We start from the raw sequence: 26,906 nt of genomic DNA on the forward strand, positions 1-26,906 counted from the left end.
GCGTTCATGTCGAGCATCCATCGAGCCTCTTTCGCGGCAGATGACACCACCACCACACGCAGTGAGGGCCCCCTCAGACCAGTAAATACGTCCCGTTACAGCTCGGTCACTTCAGGTCGAATGCCCTCATCTCACGATTGAACGTTCGATAGCTGATCGGGATGTTGAAGGTTGTCCTGAGGAGCCTCACATACGCCTGCTCATCCTCGTCAGCGAAGGCAGGAGCCACGACGATGAGCTCCGCGGAATCGTTCTGAGAAGAATGCTGCCGAAAATAGGAGTACTCGAGCAACTGCCCGAGGGCAGCTCTGACGGCAAGACGGGCGCTAGGCAAGGTCTTCAACTCGATGAAGACCGTCTTTCCAGGAAGGCGAACCTTCAGGTCTACGTGGTCCTCCTCCATCGTCACAGCGCTAGCGCCATGAGCCTTTTTCAGGATCTTGTACAACTCCTGCTGGAGGATGTTGTGCACTGGGTCATACGATGAAGGAGCAGTACCTGGACGGTGGACTGTGCCCGTGTTCTTGCCCGTGACCCCTGTTGGCCCTATCGGCACCAATCGCGCGGAGGACGAATCTTCGAAGTCGGCCGCAAGTTCGTCCGTCCAGTTGTAGAGCCGGTACCGGAGGTAGGCATCCTTCAGGAGTGACGACGTAGCCTGCTGATGGGGCACGAAGTATGTCGCGTCACTTGGGCGAAAGCGGAGGTTGAAGCGGCTGATTGGGTCGCCGAGGAGTCCTTTAGGCCTGCCTTCCACAGCCTCCACCTGCTCACGCATTTCATCAATCCAACCCCGCTTCTCGTACTCCCTTGCGGCAACCTCCGCCTGCTCTTCGGTCAGCACCTCACACGAGCGAAGCTCCCCAACGTAGAGACGCTCTCCACTCGGGGCAATTGTGAAGAGTCGAATATGAATCACCCGCCCCCTATGCCGTTCCCACGCAGAACGAAGGGGTTGCAGATACGCATAGTGGAAGCCATTGTCGAGCACCCACCCCAAGTTGAAGAGCCACTCCTCATGTCCGAAGCCGTATTCGGTCACATACGTTCCGGTCTCGAGCATTCGAGACTCCCCCGTTGGGCGCACCCAATGAGCTGAGTTCCAGCATATCCGGGCGAGGAAGGTAGGGGGCTGTCCCAAAGCGAGTGCATCCTCGATCGCGCCGAGGGATGAAAACGTCGTAGGTGGAAACGTGAGTGTGAGGCGCATCCGTTTATTTGGGTTGCCGCCCCCCTTGGCGCCGGGCTTCCGACCAACCCCCGTCTGAGCGCTCATGAGAGCAATGCGCAACTTGGCGACATCGCTTTCGGCATCGAGCGAGATGGGATAGCTGCGCCCTCGGGGATGTATGCGCCGTTCCGACTCTGAGAGTGAGTCCCGGGTGGCCTCAGTATCGATGACGGCATCTTCAATAGTCGCTCCGCCTATTGCACGAAGTCGCTCGAGGAGGACCTTCAGCCCATCCTTGTACTCGGTATTTCGCGTGCCTCCGCCGCGGCTCTCGAACACGAGCTCAACAGACTCAGCGCTGGATTCAGGATCGAGGTGGAACGTTGCGTCCATCTCCCTGCCATCTGCAGCGACAACCTTCCTCAAAGTCGGTCCGGATGTTGGCATAGTCTACCCCCGTTAGCGGAGAACCATACCTCGCTCCGCATGTCCGCAAAGCGCCCATAATGGAGCGTACTTCGGCCGATGCGCGCCGTATATCAACCTCCGCTACCAGCGTCCTCCCCCCTCGCCGCTGGCACACACGCTGGATGAAGCGGGGAACCTCGTGGTGGGGACGACGAATCAGCGACTCGATGAAGTCTTCTGCGGCCGAGCTGGCGCCTTCGCACCCGCCCACGTGCTGCGCGTCACGGCGGATGGGCGCCTGGCCCCCGTCGAGCCGGACGGCGCCCCTGACGCCACTACGCGGGAAGGGGTGCCCCTCCCGAGTCTTCATGGGCCGTGACGCCGGGTTGCTGTTGTTACCTCTGTCGCGGAGGTCTGCGTGACGGCCCGAGTCGGCAGGGCGCACCGGGCGAGGATGTGCTTCCACCCATTCCGCGCCGCCGCGGCTTCACGGACGAGTTCCACCATCTCGCTGACCGAGACACGCTCATCGGATGGCGCCGCGCAGGCCGCGTACTCCTCGGCGAGCGCTATGCGCGCCTGGCGGTTGCTGCCGGCCGCGAGGACGCGGCTATATGCCTCGCAGGCGTATGCGAACGTCTCACGCTTCCGGAAGTCGATGTCGAGGAGCCACTCGCGTCGGCGCGTCTCGGGCAGGCCCACCGTGCGGCGCTTGCAGTTGTGGAAGACGTGGGCCGCCTCGTGCACGAGGTAGTCGGCGAAGGGGGACGCCTCGTCGAAATAGGCGAGGGAGACGTAGCACGTGGTGTGTTCGCTGAGGCCCAGGAGTTGGGGAGCCTCTGGCCCCAGCAACTCGGCGCCGACGCTGAGGAGGTAGAGGTTGGCCAAGTCCCACGCCGTGCTCAGCCAGGAGGACTCCCGCAGGACTCGGGCAATATTGGCCGGCGTGAGGAAGACAACGGACTTCTCCAAGAGGGAGAGGACCGCGCCCTGTTCCGAGGCGGGGAAGAGGCCGCGCACCATGGGCTCCACCTTCAGCCGGGTGAGGGAGACGATGTCGAAGCCCCGGAGTCGCTCCTCGGCCCCCAATGCCACCGTGCGTCGCTGCACCTCCGCCACGAGGGACTGGCGAAGCTCTTCATGCGCGCGGCGCTCCCTCTCAATGCGGTCGCCTGGCCAAGCTCGGCAGTGCGCGTCGTGCTCACCTGTGCTCAGGAAGTGCTGAACCTCGTCTCCCGTTCCCATGAAGGGACGTAGTTCAGCCCCTCGCGACGAAGGTCGCAACTTTCGAAGCGAGGGTCCATGAGGCCTGTTGGCATGCCCCCTGCTTTGCGACGCCTGCATGGACATGGAGAAGCGGCGGGCGCTCTCGGAGCGATTGGGATGGGCGGAGATGGGGCTGCAACTCGCACGTGCGATGATGGACGGCAGTCCGGAGTCCCGGACGTTGTTGGCTTCGGCGAAGCGGGAGTATGGCGACGCGGAGGCGGCGGTGCTGGCGGAGCTGGGCGCCCGGGCAGCCCTTGCGCTCGTGGAGGAACGCCATGCCGCAGGCGAGGCGGCGCCGCAGGATGCATACGCGCTTGAGGGCTTCCTGGCTGGTGGACAGACCGGCACTTCACGCCGTGTCCATGAGGCCCAAGACGGACGAGGACCTCACGGCCATCGAGGACCGCTACCAACGAGGGGTGAGCGACGCCCCTGTGACGAGGAAGCCGCCGCTGCGGGTTGCAGGTGGAGACATTCTTTGCCTCCTGGGTGAGGTGCACCTGCTGAGGGAGGCCCTGCGTGAGCCCATTCGCCAGAACCGCGTTGGGCAATAGCGCACGCGCGAATGAGGCGGTGGTGGTTCGCTGGGTGGACCCACCCTCAGCCCTTCGTCGCCAGGCCCTCGCGCAGCATTTCATCCACGAGGGACGCGGCCTTCTCCTCGGCGGTCGCGCCCTGCACGCGCAGCGCGATGGATTCGAAGCGCTGGGTATTGGCAACCACCCAGTCGATGTACTCGGGAATGGAGAGGCGGTCCACGCCGAAGGCGATGTTCTGCATTCCCTTCACGATTTGGACGGCCGTGCCCTCGAAGACACGTCCGTCGCGCATGATGATTACCATGACTTCTTCTCCTTCAGGTGAGTGCGCCAGGAACCGGACTCGATGATGAGGCGGCCAGCCAACCGCCCCTTGGGAAACAGGTATGCCTCGACGCGGCCGGCACCGTCGAGGGCAATGGACGTGCGCTCGTAGAAGCAAGGGTGTCCCTCGAGCCTATCGAGCGCCGCCAGCATGACAGCATCGACTTCATACAGCTCCCCTGCGACAGCGTGCTTGCCCCCGGAGGCGAGGGCAGGGAAGGGCCCATAGTCATAGAGGGTAAAGCGGGGAAGAGTCCGCGCTGAGCCGACGAGGCGTGCGCCGCGCAGGAGTCCGTGGTTGGGCTCGCCGGACAGCAGCGTTCCGTAGACGAAGACACGCGTCGAGATTGAGGTGCGCTTCATGCCGCACCGCCCAGGGCTCCCGCGAGCGCGGCGCGGTTGAAGCCCAGGCACCCGTAGGCGTGCCAGAGGACGCGGAAGTAGCGGCCAGCGGGCGGCCAGGCCTCGAAGCCTGCTTCGGGCTGCAGGTACACCAGCGCGCGGCGGCGGTGGCCGGCCTTGTCCGTCACCAGTCGGGCAGCGCGCCGGTACGCGAAGGGGTGGCCCTCGAAGGTGTCGAGGGCGCGCAAGTCTTTGGGGGTGAGGCGATACAGCAGCCCCTCGACGTGGGCGCCGCGCACCCGCCGGAGGCTTGCGACTGCGCCGCCCCAGCGGCGGCTGTGTCCTCCAAACACCAAGGTGTGGCCGGGAAGGGTGGCCCGCGCTTCGACGGTGGCGCTGGGGCAGCGCGTGCGCATTTGGGCCCTGTCGAGGTTGGAGCCGTAGGCGAAGTAGAGCATGGGGTTTCTCGCGTTGAGGGCGGGCACGCGGCCCGACGTTGTCCGTGTCGGCCAGGGCCCTGCAGGGCCCTGGCGTGAAGGCCGCTTCAGGCGGCGAGGGCTTCGTGCGCGTTGCCCTGGGGGCTCCCGCTGCCGCCCTGCGCGTCCTCGCTGCCAGGGGTGCCGTCCCCACCCGGGCCGCGCCTGTCGCGGCGCTGGCCCTTCCAGGCGGCGCTGCCCTCCAGGTGCTTGAGGAGGTGGAGGCGGGCCGTCTTGAACTCCTCGCCGATGAGGCCGAGGTGGAGAAGGAACACCCGGAAGTCATACTTGGCGGTGGCGGGGTTGAAGTCGCGGCGCTTGCTGGAGGCGGCCTTCGAGGTCAGGGCGCGGGCGGCCAGGGCCAACACCAGTTGGACGTAGGCCTTCACCTCGCCCGCGTGCACCGAGCCGTTGAAGTAGCGGAATTCAATCGTGCCCCGGAAGAAGAGGCTGTTGAGGTTGAGGCCGTGGTAGCGGCTGGAGTCGTAGCGCTGCGGGGCGAGGTTGCGGCGCCCGTACCAAGCCTCATTCACCTCCTGCAGGGTGCGCGGGCGGCGGGCCTCCAGTCGCTGGATGAAGGCCGCGTCGATGGGCCGGCAGTATCGGGCCAGCCGCATCGCGCTCACCCCGAGGGCCGACTCCAGGAGGCGCTCCTGCTTGTGCACCATCTTCACGAGGTTGGTGACACCCTTGGCATCGAAGCGGCTGCCGTCGACGTGGATGTGGATGCCGGTGGAGGCGTCGGCGCGGGCGCCGGCCTCGCGCGCGGCGCGCACCACCTGCTGTAAGGCTTCCATGTCCTGGTAGGTGAGGATGGGGGAGACGATTTCGCCGCTGTACTCGCCCCCGCTCAGCGAGCCGTCTGGCACCACCTTCCAGGTGCGGCCCTGCGAATCCGTCACCTGCCAGCCCTGGTAGTCGCCGGAAACGCGCCCGCCCACCGCGCCCTGAATCGCGTGGGCCAGCTTCTGGCGGCTGGCGCCCACCGTCTCAATCTCAATCCCAAACCGGAGCGTCTTCATGGAGTTTGCCTCTCGCGTTCGCGCAGGGCTGTGGCGCCCGCCGCGAAACACATACACGCTCTTGTGTTTGGTTGAGGCAAGTCATCTTCGGCGGCCGGAAATGCGAATTTGGACGCCCGGAATACTCGCGAGAATACGCGGGGTTTCACGCCCATCCTCGGCGAGTGGGACATCTTCGAGGTGCCTAGGGTGCGGCGTGCGAGGGAATTTCAGTGTGTGTGATTGCCTCGACGGGGAGGGACGGGGCATCCGTGAAGTGTTCCGACGCGGATTCCTGCTGTCCTCTTGGCTCAGCCCAGCAGGAGGTTGAGGAGCATCATCCCGCGCATGGCTTCGGCATGGTCCCCCTCGGCCAACTCCAGGTAGATGCGGCCGTGGTGCGGCTCCTGGAGACGTTCGCTCTGCACAATCCAACGCTCGCTGGGGGGCGTGCTCAGCTCCAGGTTGGCTGCGAAGGCGTGGAGCACCGCACTCAGATGCCTGTGGGTGGAGCTGCGCGGGAGGATGATGTTCAGCTGCGGCTGAAGCGTCCCGTGTCGGCTCTTGCCGAGGTCCAGGCGCAGGGTGGCGATCTGGAGATCAAACATCGTTATCTGAACAATGCAGGGAGAGCGGGGTGGGGTCGCCATGGTGTGCATTCCTGTGGATTTGCGCGGCGCTTTGTTGTCCGTCGCGAAAGGCATACACGCCCTGGTCGACGGGCGTATCAAATCCGCTCAGTCGCTGTGGTGTCGTATCTTTCGACGGACCGGGCGCCTGGAGAGATGCTTGCGCTTCTGCCCGATGCGCAGCGAGGAGTGGGGGGTCGCGCCTCGCGCCCTCGCCGTGTCTTGACGCGGTAGACCAGTGGGGCGACGCAGAGCATCACGAATGAAGCCGGTCGGGCAAAGCCCTGGAGGTAAGAAGTAGGGGAAGTCTGAGCGGTGTTGGCGGATATTGACAGCGAGAGGGTGTTTGGGTTGGATGTGGCCTTAATCAAAGGAGGCCCAATGACCCAGCAGCAGTTGGAGAGTCTGCTTCGGCAAGTTGCTCCTGTGGCATCAGGCGTGGTGGAGCTTCCCTCCGATCGGAGGCCTGTCTTGGCTGCAGCGCAGATGCTCACTCGTGCCGAGATTGATGCTGCGATCGATGCAGTGTTCCCGGCGGGCAAGTTCGAAGTGTTCATCGAAAATGCTCGGCAGGATGCGAACGAGTTCTTCAAGTCTGTGCTGAAGCCAAAGAAGTAGAACGACCATCTGGCTGGCCTTGGGGATGGATTCGGAGGCCAGATGGTGTCTGTTCGGCGGACTGTTGCTTGAGCGCGACGTACGAAGCTTATGTTGCGCTCTCCTTCATGAGGGACTCTGCATTTCCGAGAAGAGAGCTGCGGCCTCGGTGGCTCCCATGGCAGTGAGTTCGCGGTGCACCGCGCGGCGGAAGAAGCGAGTCCGGCTCGGGATGCCCGCGTCGCGCCAGGCCTTGTCCAGGATTTCGAGTTCCTTCGCGTCGAAGGAGAGGGGGATGACGCGCTTGCCGTCTTCGCCCACCTTCACTTCACGCTCGGGGCGAGGGCCCACCGGCACGCGTCCGGCCTCCGCCTCCCGAATCTTCCACTGGAGGTAGGAGGGGTTGCTGCTGCCCGTCGGGCGCCCGACGGCTTGGAGGTACTTCGCTTGCAACTCACCAATCGTCATGGAAGCGAAACGCCCGCGCTGGCGGGCAGGCGGCGTGCCCTCGTCCGTCGTGGCGGCCCGTGCGGCAGGCGCCGGAGGCGCCGGAGGCGCGCTGGGGGCGGCGGCCGTCGCCCGGCGGGTGGGGCTGCGCCGCTTCTGGGCGGCGAGGGACTCCTCGATGCGGCGGATGAGGAACTTCTTGTTCAGGCTGCGCGTCTCCTCGCCCACCACTTCGCGGTAGCGGCCGCGCAGCTCCGTCAGGTTCATGGACTCCAGCTTCTTCGACTTCGGTGCGGTGTTACGGGGCATGGCGGTATTTTCCTTTTCGGGCCGTGGGTACACGTTTGCCGTTCACGAGGGCGGCCCTCGTGCGCGGCTGCCCCGCTGGGCGGGGCATCGGTGGTGAGTGAGGGACTACGTGCTGCGGGGGTTGTTGGCGGCGCGGATGCCGGCTTGGTAGGCCGCTTCGAGGGCGTCCCTCAGTTGCCACACCGCCACCTCGTAGAAGTCGAGGCTGCCGCTGTTGCGTGTCTTCAGCGTTTCGATGTTCATCTCCTCGCGCGCAATGCGCTCGAGGGTCTCTGCGGGCGCCTGGGCGGGCTTCGAGGCGTTGGCGGGGCGGGGCTTGCGGGGTGTCATTGTTTTGTCCTTTCGTGCGCCTTGGGCGGCGTGCGTGAGACATACGCGCTCTGTTTCGCGCGTATGGCAAGTCATTGTGCGCTGGGATTGCGCAGGTGCGCGAAGCACTCCAAGTCGACGGCGCGCGGGTCGACATGCACGAAGGAGGTGGTTCCGTCCGGGTGAATGGGAGCAGCGTCGATGCAGTCCTCGGCCGTGACGCCCCCGAGGCGCGCCAGCTTCTCGTCGTCATTCACGTAGTAGTCGTCCGCGTCCGGGTTGGCGTCTGGGCGGAGGCCGCCGCGCAACACCGCGAAGATGCGGACCTTCTGCCTCCGGAGGCCGGGGATTTCGTTGCCGAGGTAGGTGGTGTCGGTGCCGATAACCATAGGTGTCTCCCTGGCGCGCAGTTGGGCGGCGCGGAAGACATACACGCTCTGTCTTCGAGACATATCAAGTCGGGGAGAGAGGGATTCGGGACACCCCTGGGTATGGCGGCCGCAGGGGTGTTTGCTGGCAGTGTATGCCTATTGACTGGACTCTCCCGGGGCGCGGGGCTGCTCGTCGGCGGACACCGCGATGCACAAGCCCTGCGGAAACCAGCGCTCGCGAGCCTCCTGGGAAAGGGGCCGCATCAGCACCTTGCCGGCGCTGCCCCCCTTGGGCTTGAGCACCGTGTGCAGGCGCCCGCGCTGGACGAGTTCCGCGTGGATGTGGCCGACGAGGAGTCGGTGGAGATGGCCGAAGCTGCCTGGCGCCGGATGCTCCGGCTCGCTCTCGGCGGCGCGGATGAGAAACTCGGTGGAGCGGCAGGCGGGACAGGGAGGGAGCTGGACGAGGCCGTCGTCCACGTCCTCCCGACGGGCGACGCCGACCTCTAGGGTGTCGAGGGAGAGTCGATTGCCGCTGCCGCACCGGGCGCAGCGCTGAAGTACGTCCTCGCTGGTGACTTCGTGAATGGCCATGGGGGCGCCCTTACGCGACAGCGGTGTACGAGCCGAACCAGTACGTCGCGGCGAGGCCTGGGAGGGTTTGGTGGCTGTAGAAGGCGAAGCCGTCTCTGTCCGGCACCATGACGGTGGGGTTGCCGACGAAGCTTCCGCTGGTGGCGTAGGCGCTGAGGGTGATGGAGGAGGGCGCGGTGGGGAAGCGACTGCGGAACGTCACCGAGCCGCCTCCGGCCAGGCTGTCGTGAGCGACGGTGTCGCTGTTGCTGTACTGGAGGCCGAGCCGGCCCACCTCGCGCACGCTGCCCGCCAACTCGAAGGAGGTGTTGCTGGCGGTGCTACTCAGCGGGAGTCGCAACGTGCGCGTCCAGGAGGCGAAGGTGGCGGTGAGGCTGGCGTCATGGAGGAACTCGGCCTCGTTGCGTGAGAGGCGGAAACCGCCCGCCGCCGCCCCGGTGGTGTCGCGGGCCCAGGCGCTCCCATTCCAGGCGGCGTTGAGGGTGAACCACACCGAGTCGCCGTCAGCGTAGAGGCGCAGCCGCGCGGCTGCGCCGCCCGCGCCCTGGGTGTCGAGGAGAAGGACGCGACCGGCGCCCAGGACGGGCTGGAGGATGGCCTTGTGCTGGCCCGCGGACGTCTCATTGCCGCGGAAGTGCCCTCCGCTGAAGGCCCCGAGGACTTCGGCGAGGGCGGCTTCCACGGTGCCAGCCGTGAGGAGGTCGCCCGTGTCCGCGACGGAGACGGCGGAGGCCGCGTGGGCCCCAGCTCCCTGGGTGACGTGCCCATTGAGGAAGCCCAGCAGCGCGGCCACCTGCTGCCGCAGGCTGCTGGCGGGGAGGGCGTGGGGCGTCCCGGCCAGCGCGTCTCCTCCGACGCGAGAAGCACCGGGGCTTCCGGCCGTCGTCTCTCCGAGGCGGGTGACGACCTCCTGGAGTTGAGCCTGCACGCTGGTGCTGCTGACGTAGCCATGCGGCGAAGCGCCGATGGCGCTGGCGTGGTGAGCCCCCGTGGCCGCGCCCTGGTGAGTGTTGACGAAGCCCAGCAGCGAGGCGAGCTGCGCGTCCACGGTGCCCGCCGGCAGGAGATTGGGCGTGCCGGGCACCGCGTCTGCGCCCACGCGGGAGGCGCCCGGTGTGCCAGCGGTAGCCGAGGAGAGCTTGTCGACGACTTCGTCCACGGCCTCCTGCACGGTGGTGGAGGTGATGAAGCCGTGGGGCGCGTAGTCCACGGCACCGGCCCCGTGTCGCCGGGCGGCGCCGGAGAAGTGCCCGGCCAGTTCGGCGTCCACCGCGTCCAGTGTCGCCTGCACCGTCTGGGCGCTGGGGCTCAGGACGTCCCAGGTGCCGCTCTCCACTGCCACTGAGGTGCCCCTCGCGAAGATGAAGGCCTGCCGGCGAGAGGTGTCCAAGTCCGCGGCGAGAAGCTGCGTCTGCCCGGGGCGCCGACGGACGTCACACAGCAGCAACTCGTCGGGCTGGAGGGCGGGCTTGGGTGCCAGGCCGACGAGGCCCTCCGGCGCCTGGCGCACCACCAGTTCGAAGGACTCGTCGCGGCGGAAGTACACCTGCTGAGAGTTGCCGTCCGTCCGCGGCTCGGACAGCAGGCGGGTGAAGCGCAGGAAGATGCCCAGCCACCGCTCGCTGCCGGAGGTGGAGACGTCGGTGGGGATGCCCGACATGTCCACCGCGCAGTCCACCGTCTGCCCGGTGCCGAAGAAGATGCGCTGGCCGAGGTTGTCGTAGGCGCGTCCCGGGGCCGTCAGGTCGACGGAGAGGTTCGCCACGGGAGAATGCGGCGCGGGCACGGCCCCGGAGATGACGCCGTGGACGCCCAAGTCAGAGGCGAGGTTTCGGTCGGCCTGCTCCAACTGCGCGAAGGCCAAGTCGAGTTCGGCCTCCGTCACCTTCTGCCTGAAGAAAAAGTCCAGCCGGTTGCTCATGCCTGTGCCCTCCAGAGGAAGGCAAAGGCATGGCGCGAGAAATCGGGGACATGGTGAGCGACTATCAGCGCGGGACGGTGGCCTCCTCTTGCTCGCCGACGCCCAGCTCACAGTGCGCGGGGAGGAGGGGTCAGGGGCTCCACGAGGTCCACGAAGTGGGTGTGGGCGAGCTGCGCGCAGGTGCCGGGGGAATGAACGGCTCCCACGAGCCGTCCTTCATGCCGTGGCGAGGCGTTCAAGGAGCGGGGTGATTTGGACCTGGAGGAGAGCTCCGTCGACGCGTTCCTCGCCTCGGAGAAAGGGAAGGCTGCGTCGGGAAGGCCGAATGGGGCAAGGGGACGAAGAGCCTGGCCGCTGCAGACGGCGCTGGCCTTGCTCGCACCACGCGAGAATCGCGCTCTGTGCTTCAGGCGGGACCCAAGTAACATTCGGAAGCATGGACTCTCAGACGGCACTCCGCGAGTTGGAAGCTCAGCTGGACAAGGACGTCAAGGCCTTGCCGCTCCTGAAACTACCATTTCGGACAGTGCTCTCGGCTCTCTACGGCGTTGTGGATAACCGCTTTCACGGGCCACGGACTTCGCCAGAGAGTCGAGAGAACGAAGATGTTGGGTCCGCGATAGTCAATAGACTGTCCTATCTGCTCCCGCTACTCCTCGACTGCCCTGTGGAACCGCTGGGACTTAATTTGGCAGATGCCCTAAGCCCGATCACAGCACAATACGGAGTGGAGCTGGCATTCCTTCTGACATATGCCCACTTCAGTGAGCTAATGCCCGAGGTTCATCGAGGTTACTACGCGGTAAGCGGAGATGCTGCGTCCGGATTTAGGCTAACACACGCAAGCGACAGCTTTCGCTACTATGAAGCCCGAGATATCGCACTCACCGAAATCTCCATGCCGTACTATCTCCGGCCGAGACTGACCTTCGAAGCTCAACTGTTCGAACTCGTGAATAGCTTCATTAAACAAAAGTACAGCCATAAAGGAGGCCTCGTCACGACTGTCACGGTCATCGCAAAGCAGCTCTATGATGAGTTTAGGCTCGGGATTCGTGAGATTCCAATACTGACGGGCGAAGGTTGCAGCGCGGCGTTTGGGGTGCCGCTCGAGAAATTCAACCGCTTCCGATCAGCCTGGGCGGGCATCAGTGAGGCTTGCCTTCAGCTAGCTGAAGCATTTGCACACCGAGCTCGTTCCTCAACTGGCCGGCGTCAGCGCGAACTGTTCTTTGAATGCATGGAGTGGACAGCGCCACTGCTTGGTCGGAATTTTCTTGAGGGGTTGGTACTTGCTCTTACGGGACTCTCCGGCGCTGAGATTGACCACCTAATGCAGTTCTACTCATTCTCCCCTGCGGAGAAGCGTGCAAGCCAAGTAGGAGATGGTTTCTTTCCACCGATCGCTCGGCTCCCCGATTCTCTCCATTTCAATCCAGATGCCCTTCGATCAATGCTGTCTAGTCGGAATGTGCTGTACGCCTTAAACAGGGCGCACACTCAGGTTTTTGATGAACGTGTTTCCGGGCATCTTGAGCCAGCCCTTATCGAAATTGCCAAGCGGCCCCTATCCCGCCTTCCGGATGTCTTCCTGGCGCAGGAAATCGACTGGGGTGGAGGCGACATCGACCTCCTTGTGTATAGCGAGAGGGAGAATAGAGCTCTCCACATTCAGGCCAAAGCGGCAATTGCGCCACAAGGTGCACGCATGGTCGCGGCAACTGAAAGTCGAGTAAAGGAGGCTCTTCGTCAACTAAGTGCACTCCGAAAGCTTCCGCCTGCTCAGATTGATGCGATTGTCGAGAAGGCAATCGGTCGCCCTGTTCGTGACGTGGACTTGGTGGACGTAGTTCTCTGTCGGGCATCTTTCGGCACTGCGAAGATATGGGAACGGCTAGGAGCCGTCACCGTTGTCAATCCACCCCTTGTGGCAGCAGTTGTAGAGAGGCTCATTGCCACGTCCAACCCAAGCCCGATCACTGCATTCGCTGCGACCGTGAAGGAAGTTACTGACGACATTCAGCGTCGAGCCACCACGGGCTGGGAGGAAGCTACGATAGAGCTTGGCCGCACAACTCTCACAATACCGTTGCTCAGGCTGGATTCCGCCGTGATTTGGGCGGAGCGTAAACAGGCGTATGAGCGCCTCATGGGCAGGTGAAGGTGTCTTAGGGTATTCCAATTCTGGGTTGTCTGATGTCCCATCCCATCGTGGCCTCATCACAGGATTCTGTCTCCGCTGCGGTTAGCTGAAGAGGCCCAACCGGTTGCTCATGCCTGCGCCCTCCAGAGGAAGGCAAAGGCAGGGCGCGAGAAATCGGGGACATGCCGTAGGGCATTCAGTGCAGCGTCGTCGTCTCGCCCAGCTCGCTGAGTCCCAGCTCCCAGTGCTCCGGGAGAATGGGCGGCAGGGGCTCCACCAGGTCCACGAAGTGCGTGTGCGCGGGCTTGAGGTACTCGACGAGGGTGCGCAGGCGCAGGCGCTCCGCGGGCGAGAGGAGACGCTCAACCTCGACGTTGAAGGCGTAGCAGGCGAAGCGCTCCGAGGGGCCCAGCACCCAGTCCACGCCCAGCTCGGACTCGCCCAGCACGAGGGTGTGCGAGGCGAAGGGGGAGATGGCCCGCACTTCGATTCCGAGGAAGAAGCGGATGGCGTTGCGCAGGCCCAGCGCGGTGCCCTTCTGCTGGTACATGTCCACGAGGATGGCGGCCAGGCGGCGCCGGGCGAGGACGTCCAGTTCGAAGGCGAAGGGGTTGCCCAAGTCCTGGAGGATGGCGTCCAGGAAGGCCTCCGGCGCGCGCTCCAGGTCGAAGACGTCGGGGAAGGCGTCCAAGTCCGAGAGGAGCAAGTCCGTCACCTCCTGGAGACAGGAGATGAAGCGGTGCAGGTCGCCCGTCACATCGTCGCGGCGGTTGTGACGGGGCAGCATGTCCCAGAGCTGGAAGCTCCGGGAGGGCGGCCGGGCTGGCCGGAAGCCAGGAAAGGTGGCGCGGTGGTAGGGGGCGAGCACCGGGTTGCCGCGCGCGTCCGTCACGCCCTCCACGCGCACTTCGTACACCACGTCCGGCGTCAGTTCCGTGTCGAGGACGAGGTGGACGAGGGGGCCTTCCGCCGCGGCCTCGAGGGAAGCGACTGGGACGGCGGGCGCGCCGCGAGGCGTGAAGGTGAAGCGCGCCGAGGGCGGCACCCGGACGGACTCGTCGAAGGCGAGGCGCACCGACTTCGGCGCCAGGGCCTGGGCGCCCACGAGCCGGGGGGCCGTCCTGTCCTCCACGGTGAAGGTGTACGTCTCGTCGAGGAGGTGCTCGCCGCCGGCCGTGGCGGAGACGACGCGCACGGAGACGGTGGCCTGGCTGGCCAGCGGCACCGCCGGGTGGAGCACCACACGCAGGGTATCCGCCGTCTGCCTCACCTCCGCCAGAGGCCCTGCGAAGGCGGGCGTTACCTCTGCGCTGGCGCCGCCCTCGAATGCGAGGACTCCACCCACCCAGACGCGTGTGGCCGCCCGGGCGACGCCGTCCACGCCGACGTCCACCAGCTCCAGTTTCAGCACGGAGTCGACGGGGACGTCCTCCTCCCCTGGGCCCGGAGCGCGGTTGAGGAGGAGGGGGCGGCGCGTCTCGGCGAAGAGGGAGACGGTGTCGACGTAGAGGGTGGGCAGCTCAACCGTGGCCATGGGGCTTCCTCACGGGGAAACGAGCTCCAGGCGGACGCCCACCGTGTGGACGCCGGAGAGTTTCGAGACGTTGGCGGCTATGTCCGTGACGAGGCGCTCGCGGCCGGGGCGCCCGAGGCAGCGGGCGTACTTCACCCCGCCCACGACGAGGGACGCCTCCCAGGCCAGGCCCGCCGGGGCTGCTGAAGGCACACGGAGGCGCAAGGCGGCGCGGACCAGGTCCACGCCGGTGACGTCCACGGCTTGCGTCACCTCGGCGAAGTCCCCGGGGGCCAGCTCGAAGCGGCGCCCAGGCTCCTCGTCGCCGAGGACGAAGAGGTACTCGCCCGAGGCGGGCGTGGCCCGCTGGGGCCGGATGCGCCCCTGGCCCAGGCCGAGGCGACTGGTGAAGGCGGTGAGGGCCATGGCTTCACACCTGTCGGGACAGCTCGAGCGAGTCGAAATAGGCGCGGCGGGTGACGTCCTTCACCGTGAAGCCGAATCCTCCGCGGCCCGAGGTGAGGGGCTGGCTGCCGGAGTTGATGCCGAGGGCGTCGTCGATGAAGTCGGCCATGCCCGGCACCGGCTGCCAGTCGGGAGGCGTGCCGAGCGGGTGCGATGCCAAGTCGTTGTGGAAGGCCTTGAGGACGACGTCGCCGTTGGCGTTGACGATGACGTCCAGGCGCAGGTGCAGCCAGGTGCCCTGGGTGAAGCTGGCGGAGGACTTCAGCAAGACACCGGGCCCATCCGCGTCGGGCAGGCCCGTGGCCACCGCGCCCTTGCGCAGCACCACTCGGTGCGGCTCATCGTCGGAGAGGCCCAGGAGGTAGGCGGAGTCGTTGACGGAGGTGCCCTGGCCGCAGAGGAAGAAGAAGGGGGAGAAGCCGGTGGGGCCGCCGCCCGGCCCGCGCTGGACGCAGCCGCGGATGCTGCCTCCCTTGGCCATGGGGGCGAAGTCCGGCAGGTTCGCGAAGAGACCCACTGCGCCCTGCGCGGCGGAGAGGGAGTTGAAGGCGAAGAGGAAGGTGCCGCCGCCCGGGGGACGGGCGATGCCTGCCGTCACGCCCCTGTCCACGGTGGCGATGTCCAGTCCGCCGTTGAGGTAAGTCCAGTCTGCGAGTGCCATGGTGTCCTCACTGCGTGGCGGCCAGAGGCCACCCCGTGTCGAAGTCCTCGGTGGGCTGCGTGGTGTTGAAGAGGGCCACGCGGGCCGTCACGTCCTCCCATCGCCAGGCGTAGGCCTCGTTGGTGTGCCAGCGCTGCTCGAAGTCCTCCCGCGGCGAGTCGCTGAAGAGGCCCGCCGTGGAGGTGACGTCCATCCAGCTCGTGAGGAAGGGCCCCTGGCCCCACGTCTCGACGGCCTGCCCCTCGAAGCGGTGCGGGACGAGCTGCGCGGGCGGCAGTTCGAAGAGGAAACCGTCGTTGTCCCAGCCCCAGGAGAAGGACTCGAAGCCCTCGCGCTGGCCAGAGAAGAAGGCGAGGGCGACGGAGACGTCGGAGAGGGAGGCTCGCCACACGTACCAGCGCTCGAAGTCCTCGCAGGACTCCTCCGGCACACCGAAGCCCGCCAGGGCTTCGAGGCGCGTCACCGTCGTCAGCGCCCAGTGCTCCGCCTCGCCGGGTCGGGCGCCCGCATCCTCGAAGCTGGGGTTGAGGAGGGCCATGTCAGAGCAGTCCCCCGGTGTCGCCGTCCTGGAGCGTGACGCTACCCAGCGCCGGCAGCTCCCGCACCGTCAGCTCCACATCCGCGGGCAGACCGTTGAGCGTCAAGTCCATGCGCGCGTCGCCCAGCTTCCGCACGCCGGGCACGTCGCGGATGACGTTGAAGACGTCAGACCAGGCCACCTCGCCGGACGGGAAGCCCTGCGCGTCCTTGAGGTTGAAGCCGAAGTCGATGCGCGGGTTGGGCGTGCCATCCGGCTCGCTGACGCGGAAGTGGACGGCCAGCGCCTGGCGGATGCGCGCGGCGACGTCCTGGACCGAAGCACCCTGGCGCAGGAAGAGGCGCGCGGAGATGTCCACGCGCCGGTACACCGGCTCCTGGACGCTCACCTGGAAGGTGAGGGTGCAGGGGTAGACTTCCGTCACCTGCCGCAGCACCTGGGCCTTGAGCGCGGGCGTGGGGACTCCGCCGCCCCGGGGCACCACGTAGAGGATGCCGGCATTCTCCCCGATGGTGGCGTCTTCGTTGAACGTCAGCATGAGGGCACGTGCCACGCTGGGGAGGCGCCGTGCGTTGATTTCGAAGTCCTCACGGGAGACGGTGCGCGTCAGGGCCCGAAGACTCTCGGGGGCGAGCAGCTTCGCGGAGGCCACCGTCTGCCTGTCCGCGCCGCCCGAGGCGGAAGCGGGGTTGTGGACGGACACCTGCACCGCGTGGCCGTGGGCGTCCCGGAAGCTGCCCTCCACGACGACGAGGCGCCCCGCGTCCACGTTGCCGGCCGCGCCGCCACCCGTCTTGTACACCACCGCCACGGTGCCAGCGGGCGGTAGGCCGTTGGTGCCGGTGCCGAAGCGGACGGTGGCTTTGTCCCCCTGGTCGACGCTGACGAGGAGGTGAGCGTCGGAGGCGCGGGAGTTGAGGAAGGTGTCCACCTCGCTGAAGGCGCCCTGGGCGGTGGACACGCGGGTGGAGCCGTCGAGATAGGGGGCGAAGTCCAGGTGCGCTTCGAAGTCGGCGAGGCCGCGCGCGTCGAAGAGCTGGGTGTGCGTCTTCGAATGCTCCACCACCGCGAGGATGCGCGGCGGGTTGGCGCCGGCCGGAATGGTAACGGGCGAGAGGAGCTGGAAGCGGACGGCTTCCGTCACCTCCTGTGTGCGGACGACGGTGCCGGTGGGGAAGGTAACGGGGGCGGAGGGAGGCTGGGCCAGGCGCAGCTCCACCTCGGCCGTGGCCGCCTGGGCACCGTGAAGCCGGTAGCCCAGCATGCGCGCCAGGGCGATGACGTTGCGGCGCTGGGTAGCCGTGGAGAGGCGGGACTCGCGAGCGAGGTTGTCCTGGTACGTGCTGAGGACGTCGCCGACGAAGGCGTACATCTCCAGCAGGACATTGCCGAAGCTCGCGACGTCGAAGTCCGTCCAGTCCGGGAAGACACTCTTCACGAGTGCCATGAGGCGGGCGCGCAGTGCGTCGAAGTCGCGGTGGGTATAGTCGGTGGACGCGGGAAGAAGTGGCACGTCGGCGAAGGCCTCCACCAGGAGACAAAGGCCTTCGGCCCACTTCTTCAGGGGACACGGGATGTCGCTTTCGTTCCGTTGAGTTCGTTCAATTCTGAAGTGCGTCCCAACGAAATCGGAACAAGCCCATTAGTGAGGCTATTGTTTTGCTTTTTGTTTCATGATGGAGACCCAGGCAGGTTTGATGTCTTCCCACATCGTTCTCAGGTTTTTTACCATGGCTATGCCGAGCAGGCTAAAGGCCCGATCTTCGGGTGTCATGGTTTTGGGTAGGGATGTCTCCCATTGTGCGCGGGCCAGCATTCCTCTCGCCCAGTAGGGAGCATGGGATGCACTCATTCCGGCTGGTGGAGGGGTCGGCTGCTGTCGTGCTTGTTGCGTCTCGTTGTCGGGCTCGCTCTGGGCATGCTTTGAGTCTGAGCTGTCGTTGCCAGCCGAGCCCGCTAATAATGCTTCGGTCAGCGCTTTCAGCGTAGTGGCCCGCTCACTGGCGGAAGGTTCAGGAGGGAAGGTTGCATTTTTATGGATGTGTTGTGCCTCTTCGGCAATCTCGGCAATTTCGAAATAGAGGATGGGGCCAAGCATGCCAAGCTGGCTAAGGTCAGCATCGTCTTTGTTTTTCGCGACCGCGGATTTTTCCCGGATCAGATCGCCTGTCAGCATGTATCCGAAGACGTCCGCTGCCGCTTCTTGCCCCCAGTTTCGGTGGATGACGTGGATGTTCTTTTCGGCGCTGCTGTCGGGTATTCCGAGTGGTAGTGGTGTTAGTCCGCTGTTTTTGTGTTTTAGATATGCGTGTCCAAACTCATGGCCAACAATGAATGTCTCCATGGCATTTACCATCGTGCCGACTACTTTGTCGTGCAAACGGTCCGGTGGAAAGTGGCCCCGTACGCGGCGGTTGTTCACAATGTCTTCGAGGGCCATTGAGAAACGCCTAAGGAGCTCGGGATCCCTGCGAGGCCCCTTGTTGAACGTCTCCTCGCTGAAGTCGATGGAGAAATGCCCGTCTCCAGCCGGAGCAAATTGCACCGACATTAAGCCTATTTTGGTTAGTTCGTTGCAGAGCGAGAATAGCGATGAGTTCACTACTATGAGGTAGGGCTCCGGTTCCGGCAACGGGATGGCTTGAGCTTGTAGGGTCCCGAGTGGGAGGGTGCCGATGCGCGGAGATCTCCATTCTGAAGACTTGGCGCTCAGTTGGGCGTCGAGCCACTGGACTACGTTCCTGAGTATCCAAATGGAGACGGCATCTTCGTAACGCGTCGGGAGCTTTTCGCCAAGGCTTGCCTTGATTGTAGATAGGTTGCTGATAAACGTATTGTCTGGGTCTTTTGGGGGCGAGATATGTGCGTTGTTAAAGAGGGTTGGTCGCTTGTCGAGCGTTTTTAAGAGGTTGGCTAATTTGGCTAGTTCGGCCGGATCGTTTGTCCATCGAAATGCGTGAGGAGTGTTCTGGTACGCCGCCCTCTGTAGAGCTTCGAGAAGTGAATAGCCAGGGTCCGTGTCGGAGAGGTACTCCAGTTTGCCATCCTCCGCTACATCGGCTCGTGGTGGTGTTGTTGAGGCGATTGGAGTGCTCGTGGCCCTCGAGCCGAGGCATGAAGCCGCGAGTGTTGCTGTTGCGAGTATTGTGAGCGTGCGTGGCAAGGGAGTGTGCCAGCATTTTGAACTCTGATGCGTCGTGGGCGAGTTCATGGACTCTGCTCTTGGGCAGGAGTAGTTGCGCTCTCAAACCCCACGATTCTCTCGATATGGAACCCATCGGCATGCGACGCCTTGAGAAAATCTGCTGGCGTCTGAGGGCTGAGCTGAGGAGCCGCCTTCAATAGTGCCATCCGGTCGATGTCGATCAGCAGGAGTGAAATTCGAAAGTCGCGGCCGACTGTTTGCTGTTCATTGAAGACACTGCCTTTGGCGCCGAAGGTGTTCCCGACGACTCCGGATGCATCTGTCTTGATTGTTGCTCCATAGCGAGTGGTCACGGAGGCCAGGAGGACCCCCTGGATGTAATAGCGCTTAACGCCCTGTGGGGCTTTGGTCTCCGAGATTTTGGCTAAGTCAGTTACTGGGACATCCTCGTATGGGATGAGCACTTGTGCCGTGTCGATAATGCTAACGTCGGCTGTCTGGTCGTTACTCATGGTGGCGGCGAATGCGAGGTAGCTCCCCTCTGCTTTGGCGGCGTTGTCAATCTTGGAGTGGTATACTTGTCCATTGTCGATGAGCTTGAAGGTCGGGGACTTCCCGCTCGTGGTGAGGCGTGGTCCGCGATCATATTCGCCGGTGCTCGCCTTGGAGTAGATGACGTGGCCGGCGAGTTGCTCAAGGTTGTACTTGAAGATGTCAGTCTCATTCCAGAGCACTCGACGCTTGAAGTCTTCCGGAAGCCCTTTGTTGAACTCGGGAGTGTTTGAGAATGTGACGCCACATCCACTGAGCAATAGTGCAAGTAGGGGAAGCCAAGCGCAGCGATCCATAGTTGCCTCCTTTGAAGCCCTAGGTGTGTGGGCTGTCGCGTACGCATCCTTGCTAAGATTGACTAGCAGCGCAAGCCTCGTCGGTAGGTTGATGAAGGACATCTGACAAGGAGGGAGCAGGTATTGAGAGCCGGACGCGCTTCGAGAGTTGGGAGGGGCACTGAGAGGCCTCTTCAGCCGATTGTCCTGACATGCGGTCTCAAGACGTCCGGTTCGGCATTAAGATCTCTATGCGAGGACCGCTTGAGCTAGGCCGTCGTCTGGTGGCCCAGATCTCCGCTCACCAGCCTCAATCTCACATAACTGTCTGGGTTGTTGCTGACCCAGGGCTGTAAGGTATCGGGTTTTCATGAACTCGCCGACCGAGGCTGTGCACATGCCTTACGACTCTATGTAGGGGTTGGTATGGTCACTGTTGCGCTTGTTTGACGTTCGCGTACGCGCAGGTGGAGCGATAGCGTCGCCTCCTGTTGCTCGAAATCAAGTTGCACTAGGTGAACACTCGGAAGCCAAAGGGCGAGGGCGTCGCGGACGTACACTCGTGCGAGTTCCTTCAGTACGGTGTCGTTACGCTCGTGGCGCAGTCGTGAGAGTCCGGCCCCGAAGCTGGTGCGCCAGGGCACCTCGCCGGTGGAGTGGGGCGTCGCCCCCTCCGTGAGCAGCACCTGCCGCACCTTTGAGGCGAGCAGCTCGGCCCCGCTGCCCACGGCGAAGTCCCGCTTCCTGTCCCTGCGGAAGGGGACGAGGAGATTCCGAGGTTGCTGGCTCAAGGTGTCCTCCTCACGGAATGGGGATGGCCGCGCGCACCTGCTGCAGCGTGCGGACAATGGCGTCGAGGGGCGCAATGGCCTCTTCCAACGCGCTGCCCTCGAGGCTGGAGAAGTCCGGCACCTGGGGGCCGCCCACCAGGCCGAGGAGGACGTTGAGGAGGGCCATGAGCTGGGAGAGGGCGGCCAGGGCCTTGCCGACGTTGGCGGCCTCCTGGGCGACGTTGGCCTCCGCGCAGCCAGCCACCGCCAGCAGGCCCGCGTCCCCAAGCTGGGCGGCGCGCAGCCGGGCCTGTGCCACGCTCGACAGGCGCAGCTGCAGGTGCATGAGCTGGCCACGGGCACGGCCCAACTCGCCCAGGACGATGTCGATGACTCCCACCGCGGTGTACGGCACCGAGAGCTGGGGGACGAGGCGGAGCAGCTTGGACACCTTCTCGGCCAGCTTCGGCAGGGCCGCGGCGATGGCTGTCGGGTCCGGCGGAGGGCCCAACGCGTCAGGTATCGCCTTCACGACTTCGCCGAGGGCCAGCACCGCGCCGATGATGTCGAAGAGGGGCGTGAGCGGCGCGAGCGCTGGCTGGACGGCCTGCAGGAGCTGGTGGTGCTGCAGGGTGGCGCCGCCGGGCAGAGTGAGGGTGGGCGCCTCGGGCAACGGGGGGATGTGGATGCAGATGGGCAGCGCCATGGGCTTCCTCAGATCGGCTCGGCGATGGGGCGGACGACGCGGCCGGCGATGGTGACCTGGGCCGCCTCCAGAGAGATGGTGCCCACCGCGCGCAGGGTGAGGGCGGTGGTGGCCTCCAAGGTGATGGTGTTCTCCTCAGCGTCGAAGGTGAGGCAGTCGCCCGTCTTCCGGTTGGTGAGCTTCAGCTTCCGCTTCCCCGCAGACTCGTCCAACTCGACGCGGAAGGTGGGCGTGGCGAGGACGCGGTTGTCGGGCGGAGACACCTGGGCCTCTTCGGGCACCTCACTCTGTCCGCCCGGCTTCCCCCAGTGCGCGCTGAGGTAGTAGGGGGCGTCGACGTCGCCCTGATTGAAGAAGACAGCCACCTCGGCGCCCACGTGCGGCACCGCGAAGAACCCCGTGTCCTTGGCGCCGCCCCCGGAGGTGCCCAGGGGCCAGGCCCAGGCGGACTCGGGCTCGAGGACACCGGGGATGCACACGCGGACGCGGCCGAGCTGCTCCCCGTCGTCGCGGCTGGTGACGTAGCCCACGTACATGCCGAGCAGGCGGGTGTCATGGGAGAGGATGTCGTCGTCGAAGGTGCTCATGGTGGCTCGCTACCAGGGGAGACTCATTCCGGCTTCGGGGTCCTCGACACCGATGGGTTGCCCGTCACGGCGGTACTCGATGTACCGGGTGCCGGTGTCCCGCTCGAATGCCTCGACTTCCTTCAGTGCCCCAGTCGTCTCGGGTGCGCTGCTGTTGGGCTGTCCGCCCTGGGGCTGGCCCTGCTTCTCGGCGCTGGCTTGCTGACGCTGCCCCGTGCCGTCACGCGACAACTTCAAGTCGGTGGTGTAGCCGGAGGAGGAGAGGACGTGCTTCGCCTCGGTGACGTAGTATTTCCCGGACAGGAAGCTGGAGATGCCGCGCACCTCCACGACGGACTTCGCGCGCAAGCTGGGGTTGCCCACCACTTGGAGGGACAGCTTCAGCGTGCCGGCTTCCGCGCGTCGGAAGCGGGCCTCGGACTCGCGCTGGGCTTGGGCAGGTGTAGATGCCGAGGTGGGCTGGACGCTGGTGGTGCTGTTGCGAAGCTGCAGCGACGTCGTGCCCGTGCGCTTGTCCACCACCTCGAGGAAGTCCGCGAGGGTGGTGCGCTCCACGGTGCCACTGCTCGCCTGGGCTTCGAGGTTTCTCTTGGCCATGGCGTCCCGGCCGCGGACGTCCACCTTGCCCACTCGGCGGCCCAGCTCCGACTCGACGTTTACGGAAAGGACGTCGCCCCGGCCCGCGTCGGCGTACCACCACAGCACATGGGTGGGCGCTGCGGCCTGGTTGCGCGGACCGAAGGTGAGGCCCTTGTCGTCGACGTGGAACTGGAACTCCTCCCGCGCGGCCAGGCGCCGGAGAAAGCGCGCATCCGTCTCCCCGGCCTGGTGGATGGTGTCGAAGGACTCTCCGGTGTCCTCGACGTGGACGGAGTCCTCCTCGTAGCCGTGCTCGGCGGCCACCTCGCGCACTACCTGGGCGCGCGTCTTGCCCTTCCAGGTGCGCGTCTTCGCTTCGCGGTGCATGAGGGCGCTGAGGGCCTGTCCCTCGACGGTGAGCACCTGGAAGCCCTTCAGCTTCTTCACCACAACTCGCCGCGGAGGAGCCATGAGCCCCGGGTAGCCCCAGGACACCTCCAGCACCGTGCCGCCCACCAGCTCCGCCCTGTCGAAGAGGGCCAGGTCGAAGTTGTCCAACTGGAGGGACAGCTTGTCGGCCTTCGTCGCGCTGTCCTCGAAGGTGAGACCCAGGACGCGACCCTCAAGGGAGAGGGGCTCGCCGCTGCGGGCCCGCTCGTGTGTCAGCAGCGTGAGGCGCACGCCAGGCGCAGTCCTGTCGAGGGGCCGCGTCACTCGCTGGCCCTCCGCCGCTGCTCGCTGAGGATGACGTCGGTGAGGACGCGCAGCGAGGGGATGTAGACGCGCCGCCCGGTCTCCAGCTCCAGCGTCGCGTCGATGATGGGCTCCGGCTGGAAGTCCGCAATCGCCCACCAGAAGCCGCAGGCGCGCGGGAGTGGCGCGAAGTACCGGCCGGCGAGGCCCCAGAGGGAGTCGCCCTGGGCGACGAGGTGGACGCGCGTGTCCGCGTGCGGCTGGAAGCCGTAGGGGACCCTCTCGGTGAGGAAGAGGCGGCCGGCCTCGTCCCGGAGGCCGAGGGAGAAGGAGTAGCGGCTGCCGGCGTGAGGGGCCACTACGGCACCTCCTGGCGGAGCTGCTCGGAGGTGACGCGGGTGTCCAGCACCTCCTCGAAGGTGACGGTGGCGGTGTAGACGAGGACGCGGCCGTCGACGGCGAGTTGGCGGTACTGGAACTCCACGCTGGCGACGACGCACTCCACGGTGAGGAGGCCGGGCCAGAGGACGAGGACACGCGGCGGCGCTGTCGCCAGCACACCCTCGGTACCTGCCGGAGGCACGGTGAGCGCGCGCAGGAATCCGCGGAACGCCATGATGTTGGACGTGTCGGCCTGCTGGGAGGCGAAGAAGGCGTCCAGGTAGAACTCCACGCCCGAGAGCTGCCGGTTGGAGGTGCCCTGAAACTGGAGCACCTGGTGGGAGAGGCCCGGCACGGCCAGGCGGTTCCAATTCACCTGGCACTTCTCGGTGAGCTGCGTGGGGTTGAAGAGGCACTCCATGGCCTCGCCGGTGAGAACATTCACCAGCACGCAGCGAGGAGGACGGGCGAGGCCAGCAGCGAAGGACACGCGGGGCCTGCCTTTCAGTAAGACGCCATGGGGGAGAAGCTGCGGGAGGCGGCGTCCCTCTCGGCGCGCGCCGTGGCCTGGGCAAGCACCTCTCCGTCCACCTGCACGCTGACGAGGACGGGCGCGGCGGGAGGCGCGTCCGGCTGCGAAGAGAGCACCTCGGGTTGGGGCAGCGAGGCCTGGAGGGCCGCCACCGCCGGCATGGACGAGGACTCCAAGGGCCAGTCCACCGGCGAGGTGGAGGCCGTGGAGGCGACGGGCGCCGGGGCCGAGCCGAGGGAGTCCTCGAGGCCGAAGGCGACGGACAAGTCCCGGTGGAGGGTAAGCCGGGCCGTCCGCAGCGCCTGCTGGAGGCCGGTGTCCTTGCCGAAGAGGCTCGCCACGGCGTCCACGACGCCGAGGATGGCGCTCACCAACTCCAAGAGGACGCCGGAGATGGCGTCCACCACCCCGAAGACGATGAGCTTCAAGCCCGTCCACGCCTCGGCCCAGTTGCCGGTGAGGGCTCCGCTCAGCGTCAACACCACGCCCCAGAAGACGTCGACGATGCCGGAGAAGGCCGCCAGGGCCGCGTTGAGGATGCCCCCCACCACCGACACCACGAGGGAGACGGCGGACACCAACACGCCCACGACGGTGGTGATGTTGCCGATGGCAAACCCAATGGCTTCCCCCATGAGCGTCCACCCACTGCTGCCCTGCTGCACAGCGGAGGTGGTGCCAAAGAGGCCCGAGAGTGCCCCGCCGAGGACCCGGCCCAGGTGCGCCAGGCTGCCCAGGAGGACGTCGACGCCGGCCTTCATGTAGTGCCATTGCCCCGCCAGGCCTTCCGCCACCTCTGCACCGGCCGTCATGCCCATGACAACGAAGTCGAAGACGCGGGCGAGGGCGCGGCCCACCGTGGCCCCCGCGTCGCCGAAGGCCGCGAACTTCGCCGCTGCTGTGGCCGTGTCGTCCCTCTCGGAGAGGAAGCCCAGCGCCTCGCCCACCCGCCCTAGCGTCGCCTGGAAGGACTCGAGGGTGGGGCGCGCGGCTTCGAGTCCGGAGGAGAAGCCGTCGGCGAGGCCCGAGAAGAAGCTGTGGATGCGATGGCCCCACAGGTAGACGTTGATGAGGAAGTCCTTCAGCCCGGCATTCTCAGCGCGGCTCAGCTCCTCCCTCACGGCGCCGGAGAAGCCGCCGTCCTCGAAGAGCTGAACGAGGCCGCGGAAGGCGAGCGTCACCTGCTCCTGCACACGCCGCGCGACGTCGCCCAGCCCACCGAGGTTGTGACGGAAGGCGTAGGCGAGGCCGGCCACGGCGACGCCCAGGAGGACGACAGCGGCCACGGCTGGAAGCACCGTGGCCAGGAGGCCGCCCAGCGTGAGGCCCAGCACCTTGAGGCCCACCACCAGCAGCGCCAGGCCCACCTTCGCGGCGATGACGGCGCCGACAAGGGCGATGATGCCGCCAGCTCCGAGCGCGAAGGCTGCGAAGGCGCGCTTCACCGGGGCGGGCAACGCCTGGAAGACACCCAGCACCTGCTGCACCGCGCTGGCGACGAGGGTGACGAGGGGCTTCAAGACTTGGGAGAAGGGCTCCCCGAGGACGATGGCCAGCGTCTCCATGTTGCCGGCCAGCAGCGTCTGCTGGCCTTGGAAGGTGTCGAGCATCTGTTCGCGGAACTTCGTGGCTGTGCCGCCCGCATTCTCGAACTCATCGCGCAGGTACTTGAGGGCCGCGGCGCCACGGACGACTTCGCCGGTGTCCTTGCGGATGCCGTTGGTGAACTGTGTGAGGATGGCATTCACGCCGCCCAACGCTTCGCGCCCGAACGCCTTCAGCAGGAAGGCGCTGCGCTGCGCCTCCGTCATGCGGCTGAGGGCGGGGGCCAGCTTGTCGAGGATGCCGAGGAAGCTGAGGAAGTTGCCGCTGGAGTCGGTGACAGCAACGCCCAAGCTGCGCAGGTGCTTCTGCACCTGCGGGTCGGCCATGCGCTCCATCGCGACGGCCACCGCCGTGGAAGCACGCTCCACGCCGGGGACGACATTCTTCACGAGGCCGAGGGCGATGAGCGTCTCGGGCAGGGATTGGTTGAGGGCCTGCGCACCGCGCGCGGCGGTTCCGAGAGCCAGAGGCAACTCATTCGCGCTGAGGGCGAAGACGTTGACGGCCTGGAGCATCTGGTCCACGGAGAGGGCGGCGCCGTCCACGGAGATACCGAAGGCCTTCATCGCCTGGGAGGCCAAGCCCGCGGCGGCCTGGGGAGACAACTCCCCGAGGGAGCCGCCGGCCAAGTCGAGTACGGGCAGCAGCAGCTTCATGGCCTCGCCGGCGTTGAAGCCGGCCTGGGTGAGCTCGCGCAGGCCCAGCACGGACTCGGTGGGGGTGAACTGCGTGGCGAGGCTCGCCTTGATGGCCGCGTCACGCAGATGCCCAAGCACCTCGGCCGAGGCACCGGAGACGGCGGCCACGCCCGCTACGGCCTGCTCGAATTGGCCAGCGGCGTTGGCCAGGGACAGCGAAGCGCCGATGGTGACGGCGCCGGCCGTGAAGAGGGCCATGGCGACGCCGAGCCGCTGGAAGGCCCCTTCAATGCGTGCGGTGCCCAACCCCACGCGCCTGTCCAGGCTCATGAAGTTGCGCTCCACTCCCTGAAAGGTGCCAGAGGCCAGGTCCCGTGCTGTGAAGACGAAGCCCAGGCCGAGGTTGTTGAGCACGC

At 65.9% G+C, this 26,906-nt stretch carries 27 protein-coding genes and 1 pseudogene; 3 read left to right on the forward strand and 25 right to left on the reverse strand.

Annotated elements, in window-relative coordinates; genetic code table 11:
* Nucleotides 1-106: 106 nt before the first annotated feature.
* A complete protein-coding gene (locus LZ199_RS09640) occupies nt 107-1,564 on the reverse strand; it encodes a hypothetical protein (protein WP_253993334.1) in 1,458 nt (485 codons plus the stop codon).
* A gap of 184 nt (nt 1,565-1,748) precedes the next feature.
* Here LZ199_RS09640 and LZ199_RS46955 point away from each other — a divergent pair.
* Nucleotides 1,749-1,958: pseudogene (locus LZ199_RS46955) on the forward strand (hypothetical protein); the annotation flags it as partial.
* Here LZ199_RS46955 and LZ199_RS09645 read toward each other — a convergent pair.
* The 6 genes from LZ199_RS09645 to LZ199_RS09670 all read right to left on the reverse strand — a co-directional run bounded on the left by LZ199_RS09645 (nt 1,946) and on the right by LZ199_RS09670 (nt 6,180).
* Nucleotides 1,946-2,698, reverse strand: coding sequence for a hypothetical protein (locus LZ199_RS09645; RefSeq protein ID WP_174465578.1), 753 nt, complete (start codon nt 2,696-2,698; stop codon nt 1,946-1,948). The pseudogene LZ199_RS46955 and the gene LZ199_RS09645 overlap by 13 nt on opposite strands.
* Nucleotides 2,699-3,448: 750 nt before the next feature.
* On the reverse strand, nt 3,449-3,679 hold the full coding sequence (locus LZ199_RS09650) for a hypothetical protein (RefSeq protein WP_253993411.1): 231 nt from the start codon (nt 3,677-3,679) through the stop codon (nt 3,449-3,451).
* Between the two features lie 5 nt (nt 3,680-3,684).
* Entirely contained in the window at nt 3,685-4,074 is a 390-nt protein-coding gene (locus LZ199_RS09655; protein ID WP_253993335.1) for a gamma-glutamylcyclotransferase family protein, read from the reverse strand.
* Complete coding sequence (locus tag LZ199_RS09660; RefSeq protein ID WP_253993336.1) at nt 4,071-4,511, reverse strand: gamma-glutamylcyclotransferase family protein; 441 nt, start codon at nt 4,509-4,511, stop codon at nt 4,071-4,073. Before LZ199_RS09660 ends, LZ199_RS09655 begins: the two co-directional genes overlap by 4 nt.
* Nucleotides 4,512-4,597: 86 nt before the next feature.
* A complete protein-coding gene (locus LZ199_RS09665; protein WP_253993337.1) occupies nt 4,598-5,551 on the reverse strand; it encodes an amidoligase family protein in 954 nt (317 codons plus the stop codon).
* 290 nt (nt 5,552-5,841) lie between these two features.
* Entirely contained in the window at nt 5,842-6,180 is a 339-nt protein-coding gene (locus LZ199_RS09670; RefSeq protein WP_253993338.1) for a hypothetical protein, read from the reverse strand.
* Between the two features lie 360 nt (nt 6,181-6,540).
* Here LZ199_RS09670 and LZ199_RS09675 point away from each other — a divergent pair, with 360 nt between their 5' ends.
* Complete coding sequence (locus LZ199_RS09675; protein ID WP_253993339.1) at nt 6,541-6,777, forward strand: hypothetical protein; 237 nt, start codon at nt 6,541-6,543, stop codon at nt 6,775-6,777.
* A gap of 105 nt (nt 6,778-6,882) precedes the next feature.
* Here the strand turns inward: LZ199_RS09675 and LZ199_RS09680 are convergent, their stop codons facing one another.
* The 5 genes from LZ199_RS09680 to LZ199_RS09700 all read right to left on the reverse strand — a co-directional run bounded on the left by LZ199_RS09680 (nt 6,883) and on the right by LZ199_RS09700 (nt 10,707).
* Complete coding sequence (locus LZ199_RS09680) at nt 6,883-7,512, reverse strand: DUF2924 domain-containing protein (RefSeq protein ID WP_253993340.1); 630 nt, start codon at nt 7,510-7,512, stop codon at nt 6,883-6,885.
* A gap of 105 nt (nt 7,513-7,617) precedes the next feature.
* The gene (locus LZ199_RS09685) at nt 7,618-7,842 is read right to left on the reverse strand and encodes a DUF6900 domain-containing protein (RefSeq protein ID WP_253993341.1); all 225 of its coding nucleotides are present in this window, start codon (nt 7,840-7,842) and stop codon (nt 7,618-7,620) included.
* A 71-nt stretch (nt 7,843-7,913) separates the two neighbouring features.
* Nucleotides 7,914-8,210, reverse strand: a complete 297-nt coding sequence (locus LZ199_RS09690) for a hypothetical protein (RefSeq protein ID WP_253993342.1) — start codon at nt 8,208-8,210, stop codon at nt 7,914-7,916.
* 138 nt (nt 8,211-8,348) lie between these two features.
* On the reverse strand, nt 8,349-8,786 hold the full coding sequence (locus LZ199_RS09695) for a hypothetical protein (protein WP_253993343.1): 438 nt from the start codon (nt 8,784-8,786) through the stop codon (nt 8,349-8,351).
* 10 nt (nt 8,787-8,796) lie between these two features.
* Entirely contained in the window at nt 8,797-10,707 is a 1,911-nt protein-coding gene (locus tag LZ199_RS09700) for a hypothetical protein (RefSeq protein WP_253993344.1), read from the reverse strand.
* A 436-nt stretch (nt 10,708-11,143) separates the two neighbouring features.
* Between LZ199_RS09700 and LZ199_RS09705 the strand changes: the two genes are divergently transcribed.
* Nucleotides 11,144-12,868: a hypothetical protein gene (locus LZ199_RS09705; protein WP_253993345.1), complete on the forward strand. Its 1,725-nt coding sequence runs from the start codon at nt 11,144-11,146 to the stop codon at nt 12,866-12,868.
* A 178-nt stretch (nt 12,869-13,046) separates the two neighbouring features.
* On the opposite strand, the gene LZ199_RS09710 is transcribed toward LZ199_RS09705, so the two are convergent.
* The 13 genes from LZ199_RS09710 to LZ199_RS09770 all read right to left on the reverse strand — a co-directional run bounded on the left by LZ199_RS09710 (nt 13,047) and on the right by LZ199_RS09770 (nt 26,904).
* Nucleotides 13,047-14,384 carry a phage tail protein gene (locus LZ199_RS09710; protein ID WP_253993346.1) on the reverse strand — a complete coding sequence of 446 codons (1,338 nt, stop codon included), beginning with the start codon at nt 14,382-14,384 and terminating at the stop codon, nt 13,047-13,049.
* A gap of 9 nt (nt 14,385-14,393) precedes the next feature.
* Nucleotides 14,394-14,789 (reverse strand): hypothetical protein, encoded by a 396-nt coding sequence (locus LZ199_RS09715; protein ID WP_253993347.1) that lies wholly within the window; start codon nt 14,787-14,789, stop codon nt 14,394-14,396.
* Between the two features lie 4 nt (nt 14,790-14,793).
* Complete coding sequence (locus LZ199_RS09720) at nt 14,794-15,489, reverse strand: hypothetical protein (RefSeq protein WP_253993348.1); 696 nt, start codon at nt 15,487-15,489, stop codon at nt 14,794-14,796.
* A 7-nt stretch (nt 15,490-15,496) separates the two neighbouring features.
* Nucleotides 15,497-16,027 (reverse strand): hypothetical protein, encoded by a 531-nt coding sequence (locus tag LZ199_RS09725; protein WP_253993349.1) that lies wholly within the window; start codon nt 16,025-16,027, stop codon nt 15,497-15,499.
* Nucleotide 16,028: 1 nt separating this feature from the next.
* Nucleotides 16,029-17,558, reverse strand: a complete 1,530-nt coding sequence (locus tag LZ199_RS09730) for a baseplate J/gp47 family protein (RefSeq protein WP_253993350.1) — start codon at nt 17,556-17,558, stop codon at nt 16,029-16,031.
* Between the two features lie 120 nt (nt 17,559-17,678).
* On the reverse strand, nt 17,679-19,238 hold the full coding sequence (locus LZ199_RS09735; RefSeq protein ID WP_253993351.1) for a hypothetical protein: 1,560 nt from the start codon (nt 19,236-19,238) through the stop codon (nt 17,679-17,681).
* Complete coding sequence (locus LZ199_RS09740; RefSeq protein ID WP_253993352.1) at nt 19,235-20,020, reverse strand: hypothetical protein; 786 nt, start codon at nt 20,018-20,020, stop codon at nt 19,235-19,237. The genes LZ199_RS09735 and LZ199_RS09740 overlap by 4 nt, the downstream gene beginning before the upstream one ends.
* A gap of 780 nt (nt 20,021-20,800) precedes the next feature.
* Complete coding sequence (locus tag LZ199_RS09745) at nt 20,801-21,475, reverse strand: hypothetical protein (RefSeq protein ID WP_253993353.1); 675 nt, start codon at nt 21,473-21,475, stop codon at nt 20,801-20,803.
* Nucleotides 21,476-21,483: 8 nt separating this feature from the next.
* Nucleotides 21,484-22,062 carry a phage baseplate assembly protein V gene (locus LZ199_RS09750; RefSeq protein WP_253993354.1) on the reverse strand — a complete coding sequence of 193 codons (579 nt, stop codon included), beginning with the start codon at nt 22,060-22,062 and terminating at the stop codon, nt 21,484-21,486.
* A 9-nt stretch (nt 22,063-22,071) separates the two neighbouring features.
* Nucleotides 22,072-23,355, reverse strand: a complete 1,284-nt coding sequence (locus LZ199_RS09755) for a phage late control D family protein (RefSeq protein WP_253993355.1) — start codon at nt 23,353-23,355, stop codon at nt 22,072-22,074.
* Nucleotides 23,352-23,693 carry a hypothetical protein gene (locus LZ199_RS09760; protein ID WP_253993356.1) on the reverse strand — a complete coding sequence of 114 codons (342 nt, stop codon included), beginning with the start codon at nt 23,691-23,693 and terminating at the stop codon, nt 23,352-23,354. The genes LZ199_RS09755 and LZ199_RS09760 overlap by 4 nt, the downstream gene beginning before the upstream one ends.
* Nucleotides 23,693-24,205 (reverse strand): CIS tube protein, encoded by a 513-nt coding sequence (locus LZ199_RS09765; protein ID WP_253993357.1) that lies wholly within the window; start codon nt 24,203-24,205, stop codon nt 23,693-23,695. Before LZ199_RS09765 ends, LZ199_RS09760 begins: the two co-directional genes overlap by 1 nt.
* A 14-nt stretch (nt 24,206-24,219) precedes the next feature.
* Nucleotides 24,220-26,904 carry a phage tail tape measure protein gene (locus LZ199_RS09770; protein WP_253993358.1) on the reverse strand — a complete coding sequence of 895 codons (2,685 nt, stop codon included), beginning with the start codon at nt 26,902-26,904 and terminating at the stop codon, nt 24,220-24,222.
* Between the last annotated feature and the right edge of the window lie 2 nt (nt 26,905-26,906).

The organism is Myxococcus qinghaiensis (assembly GCF_024198215.1).
Lineage (GTDB): Bacteria > Myxococcota > Myxococcia > Myxococcales > Myxococcaceae > Myxococcus > Myxococcus qinghaiensis.

Excerpts from the sequence above, each read along its gene's own strand:
- LZ199_RS09725 (WP_253993349.1), bottom strand. The coding sequence starts at position 16,027 with ATGGCCCTCCTCAACCCCAGCTTCGAGGATGCGGGCGCCCGACCCGGC.
- LZ199_RS09670 (WP_253993338.1), bottom strand. The coding sequence starts at position 6,180 with ATGGCGACCCCACCCCGCTCTCCCTGCATTGTTCAGATAACGATGTTT.
- LZ199_RS09720 (WP_253993348.1), bottom strand. The coding sequence starts at position 15,489 with ATGGCACTCGCAGACTGGACTTACCTCAACGGCGGACTGGACATCGCC.
- LZ199_RS09675 (WP_253993339.1), top strand. The coding sequence starts at position 6,541 with ATGACCCAGCAGCAGTTGGAGAGTCTGCTTCGGCAAGTTGCTCCTGTG.
- LZ199_RS09710 (WP_253993346.1), bottom strand. The coding sequence starts at position 14,384 with ATGGCCACGGTTGAGCTGCCCACCCTCTACGTCGACACCGTCTCCCTC.
- LZ199_RS09700 (WP_253993344.1), bottom strand. The coding sequence starts at position 10,707 with ATGAGCAACCGGCTGGACTTTTTCTTCAGGCAGAAGGTGACGGAGGCC.
- LZ199_RS09640 (WP_253993334.1), bottom strand. The coding sequence starts at position 1,564 with ATGGACGCAACGTTCCACCTCGATCCTGAATCCAGCGCTGAGTCTGTT.
- LZ199_RS09745 (WP_253993353.1), bottom strand. The coding sequence starts at position 21,475 with ATGGCGCTGCCCATCTGCATCCACATCCCCCCGTTGCCCGAGGCGCCC.
- LZ199_RS09740 (WP_253993352.1), bottom strand. The coding sequence starts at position 20,020 with ATGGATCGCTGCGCTTGGCTTCCCCTACTTGCACTATTGCTCAGTGGA.
- LZ199_RS09680 (WP_253993340.1), bottom strand. The coding sequence starts at position 7,512 with ATGCCCCGTAACACCGCACCGAAGTCGAAGAAGCTGGAGTCCATGAAC.
- LZ199_RS09665 (WP_253993337.1), bottom strand. The coding sequence starts at position 5,551 with ATGAAGACGCTCCGGTTTGGGATTGAGATTGAGACGGTGGGCGCCAGC.
- LZ199_RS09750 (WP_253993354.1), bottom strand. The coding sequence starts at position 22,062 with ATGAGCACCTTCGACGACGACATCCTCTCCCATGACACCCGCCTGCTC.
- LZ199_RS09690 (WP_253993342.1), bottom strand. The coding sequence starts at position 8,210 with ATGGTTATCGGCACCGACACCACCTACCTCGGCAACGAAATCCCCGGC.
- LZ199_RS09685 (WP_253993341.1), bottom strand. The coding sequence starts at position 7,842 with ATGACACCCCGCAAGCCCCGCCCCGCCAACGCCTCGAAGCCCGCCCAG.
- LZ199_RS09705 (WP_253993345.1), top strand. The coding sequence starts at position 11,144 with ATGGACTCTCAGACGGCACTCCGCGAGTTGGAAGCTCAGCTGGACAAG.
- LZ199_RS09655 (WP_253993335.1), bottom strand. The coding sequence starts at position 4,074 with ATGAAGCGCACCTCAATCTCGACGCGTGTCTTCGTCTACGGAACGCTG.
- LZ199_RS09660 (WP_253993336.1), bottom strand. The coding sequence starts at position 4,511 with ATGCTCTACTTCGCCTACGGCTCCAACCTCGACAGGGCCCAAATGCGC.
- LZ199_RS09650 (WP_253993411.1), bottom strand. The coding sequence starts at position 3,679 with ATGCGCGACGGACGTGTCTTCGAGGGCACGGCCGTCCAAATCGTGAAG.
- LZ199_RS09735 (WP_253993351.1), bottom strand. The coding sequence starts at position 19,238 with ATGAACTCGCCCACGACGCATCAGAGTTCAAAATGCTGGCACACTCCC.
- LZ199_RS09715 (WP_253993347.1), bottom strand. The coding sequence starts at position 14,789 with ATGGCCCTCACCGCCTTCACCAGTCGCCTCGGCCTGGGCCAGGGGCGC.
- LZ199_RS09695 (WP_253993343.1), bottom strand. The coding sequence starts at position 8,786 with ATGGCCATTCACGAAGTCACCAGCGAGGACGTACTTCAGCGCTGCGCC.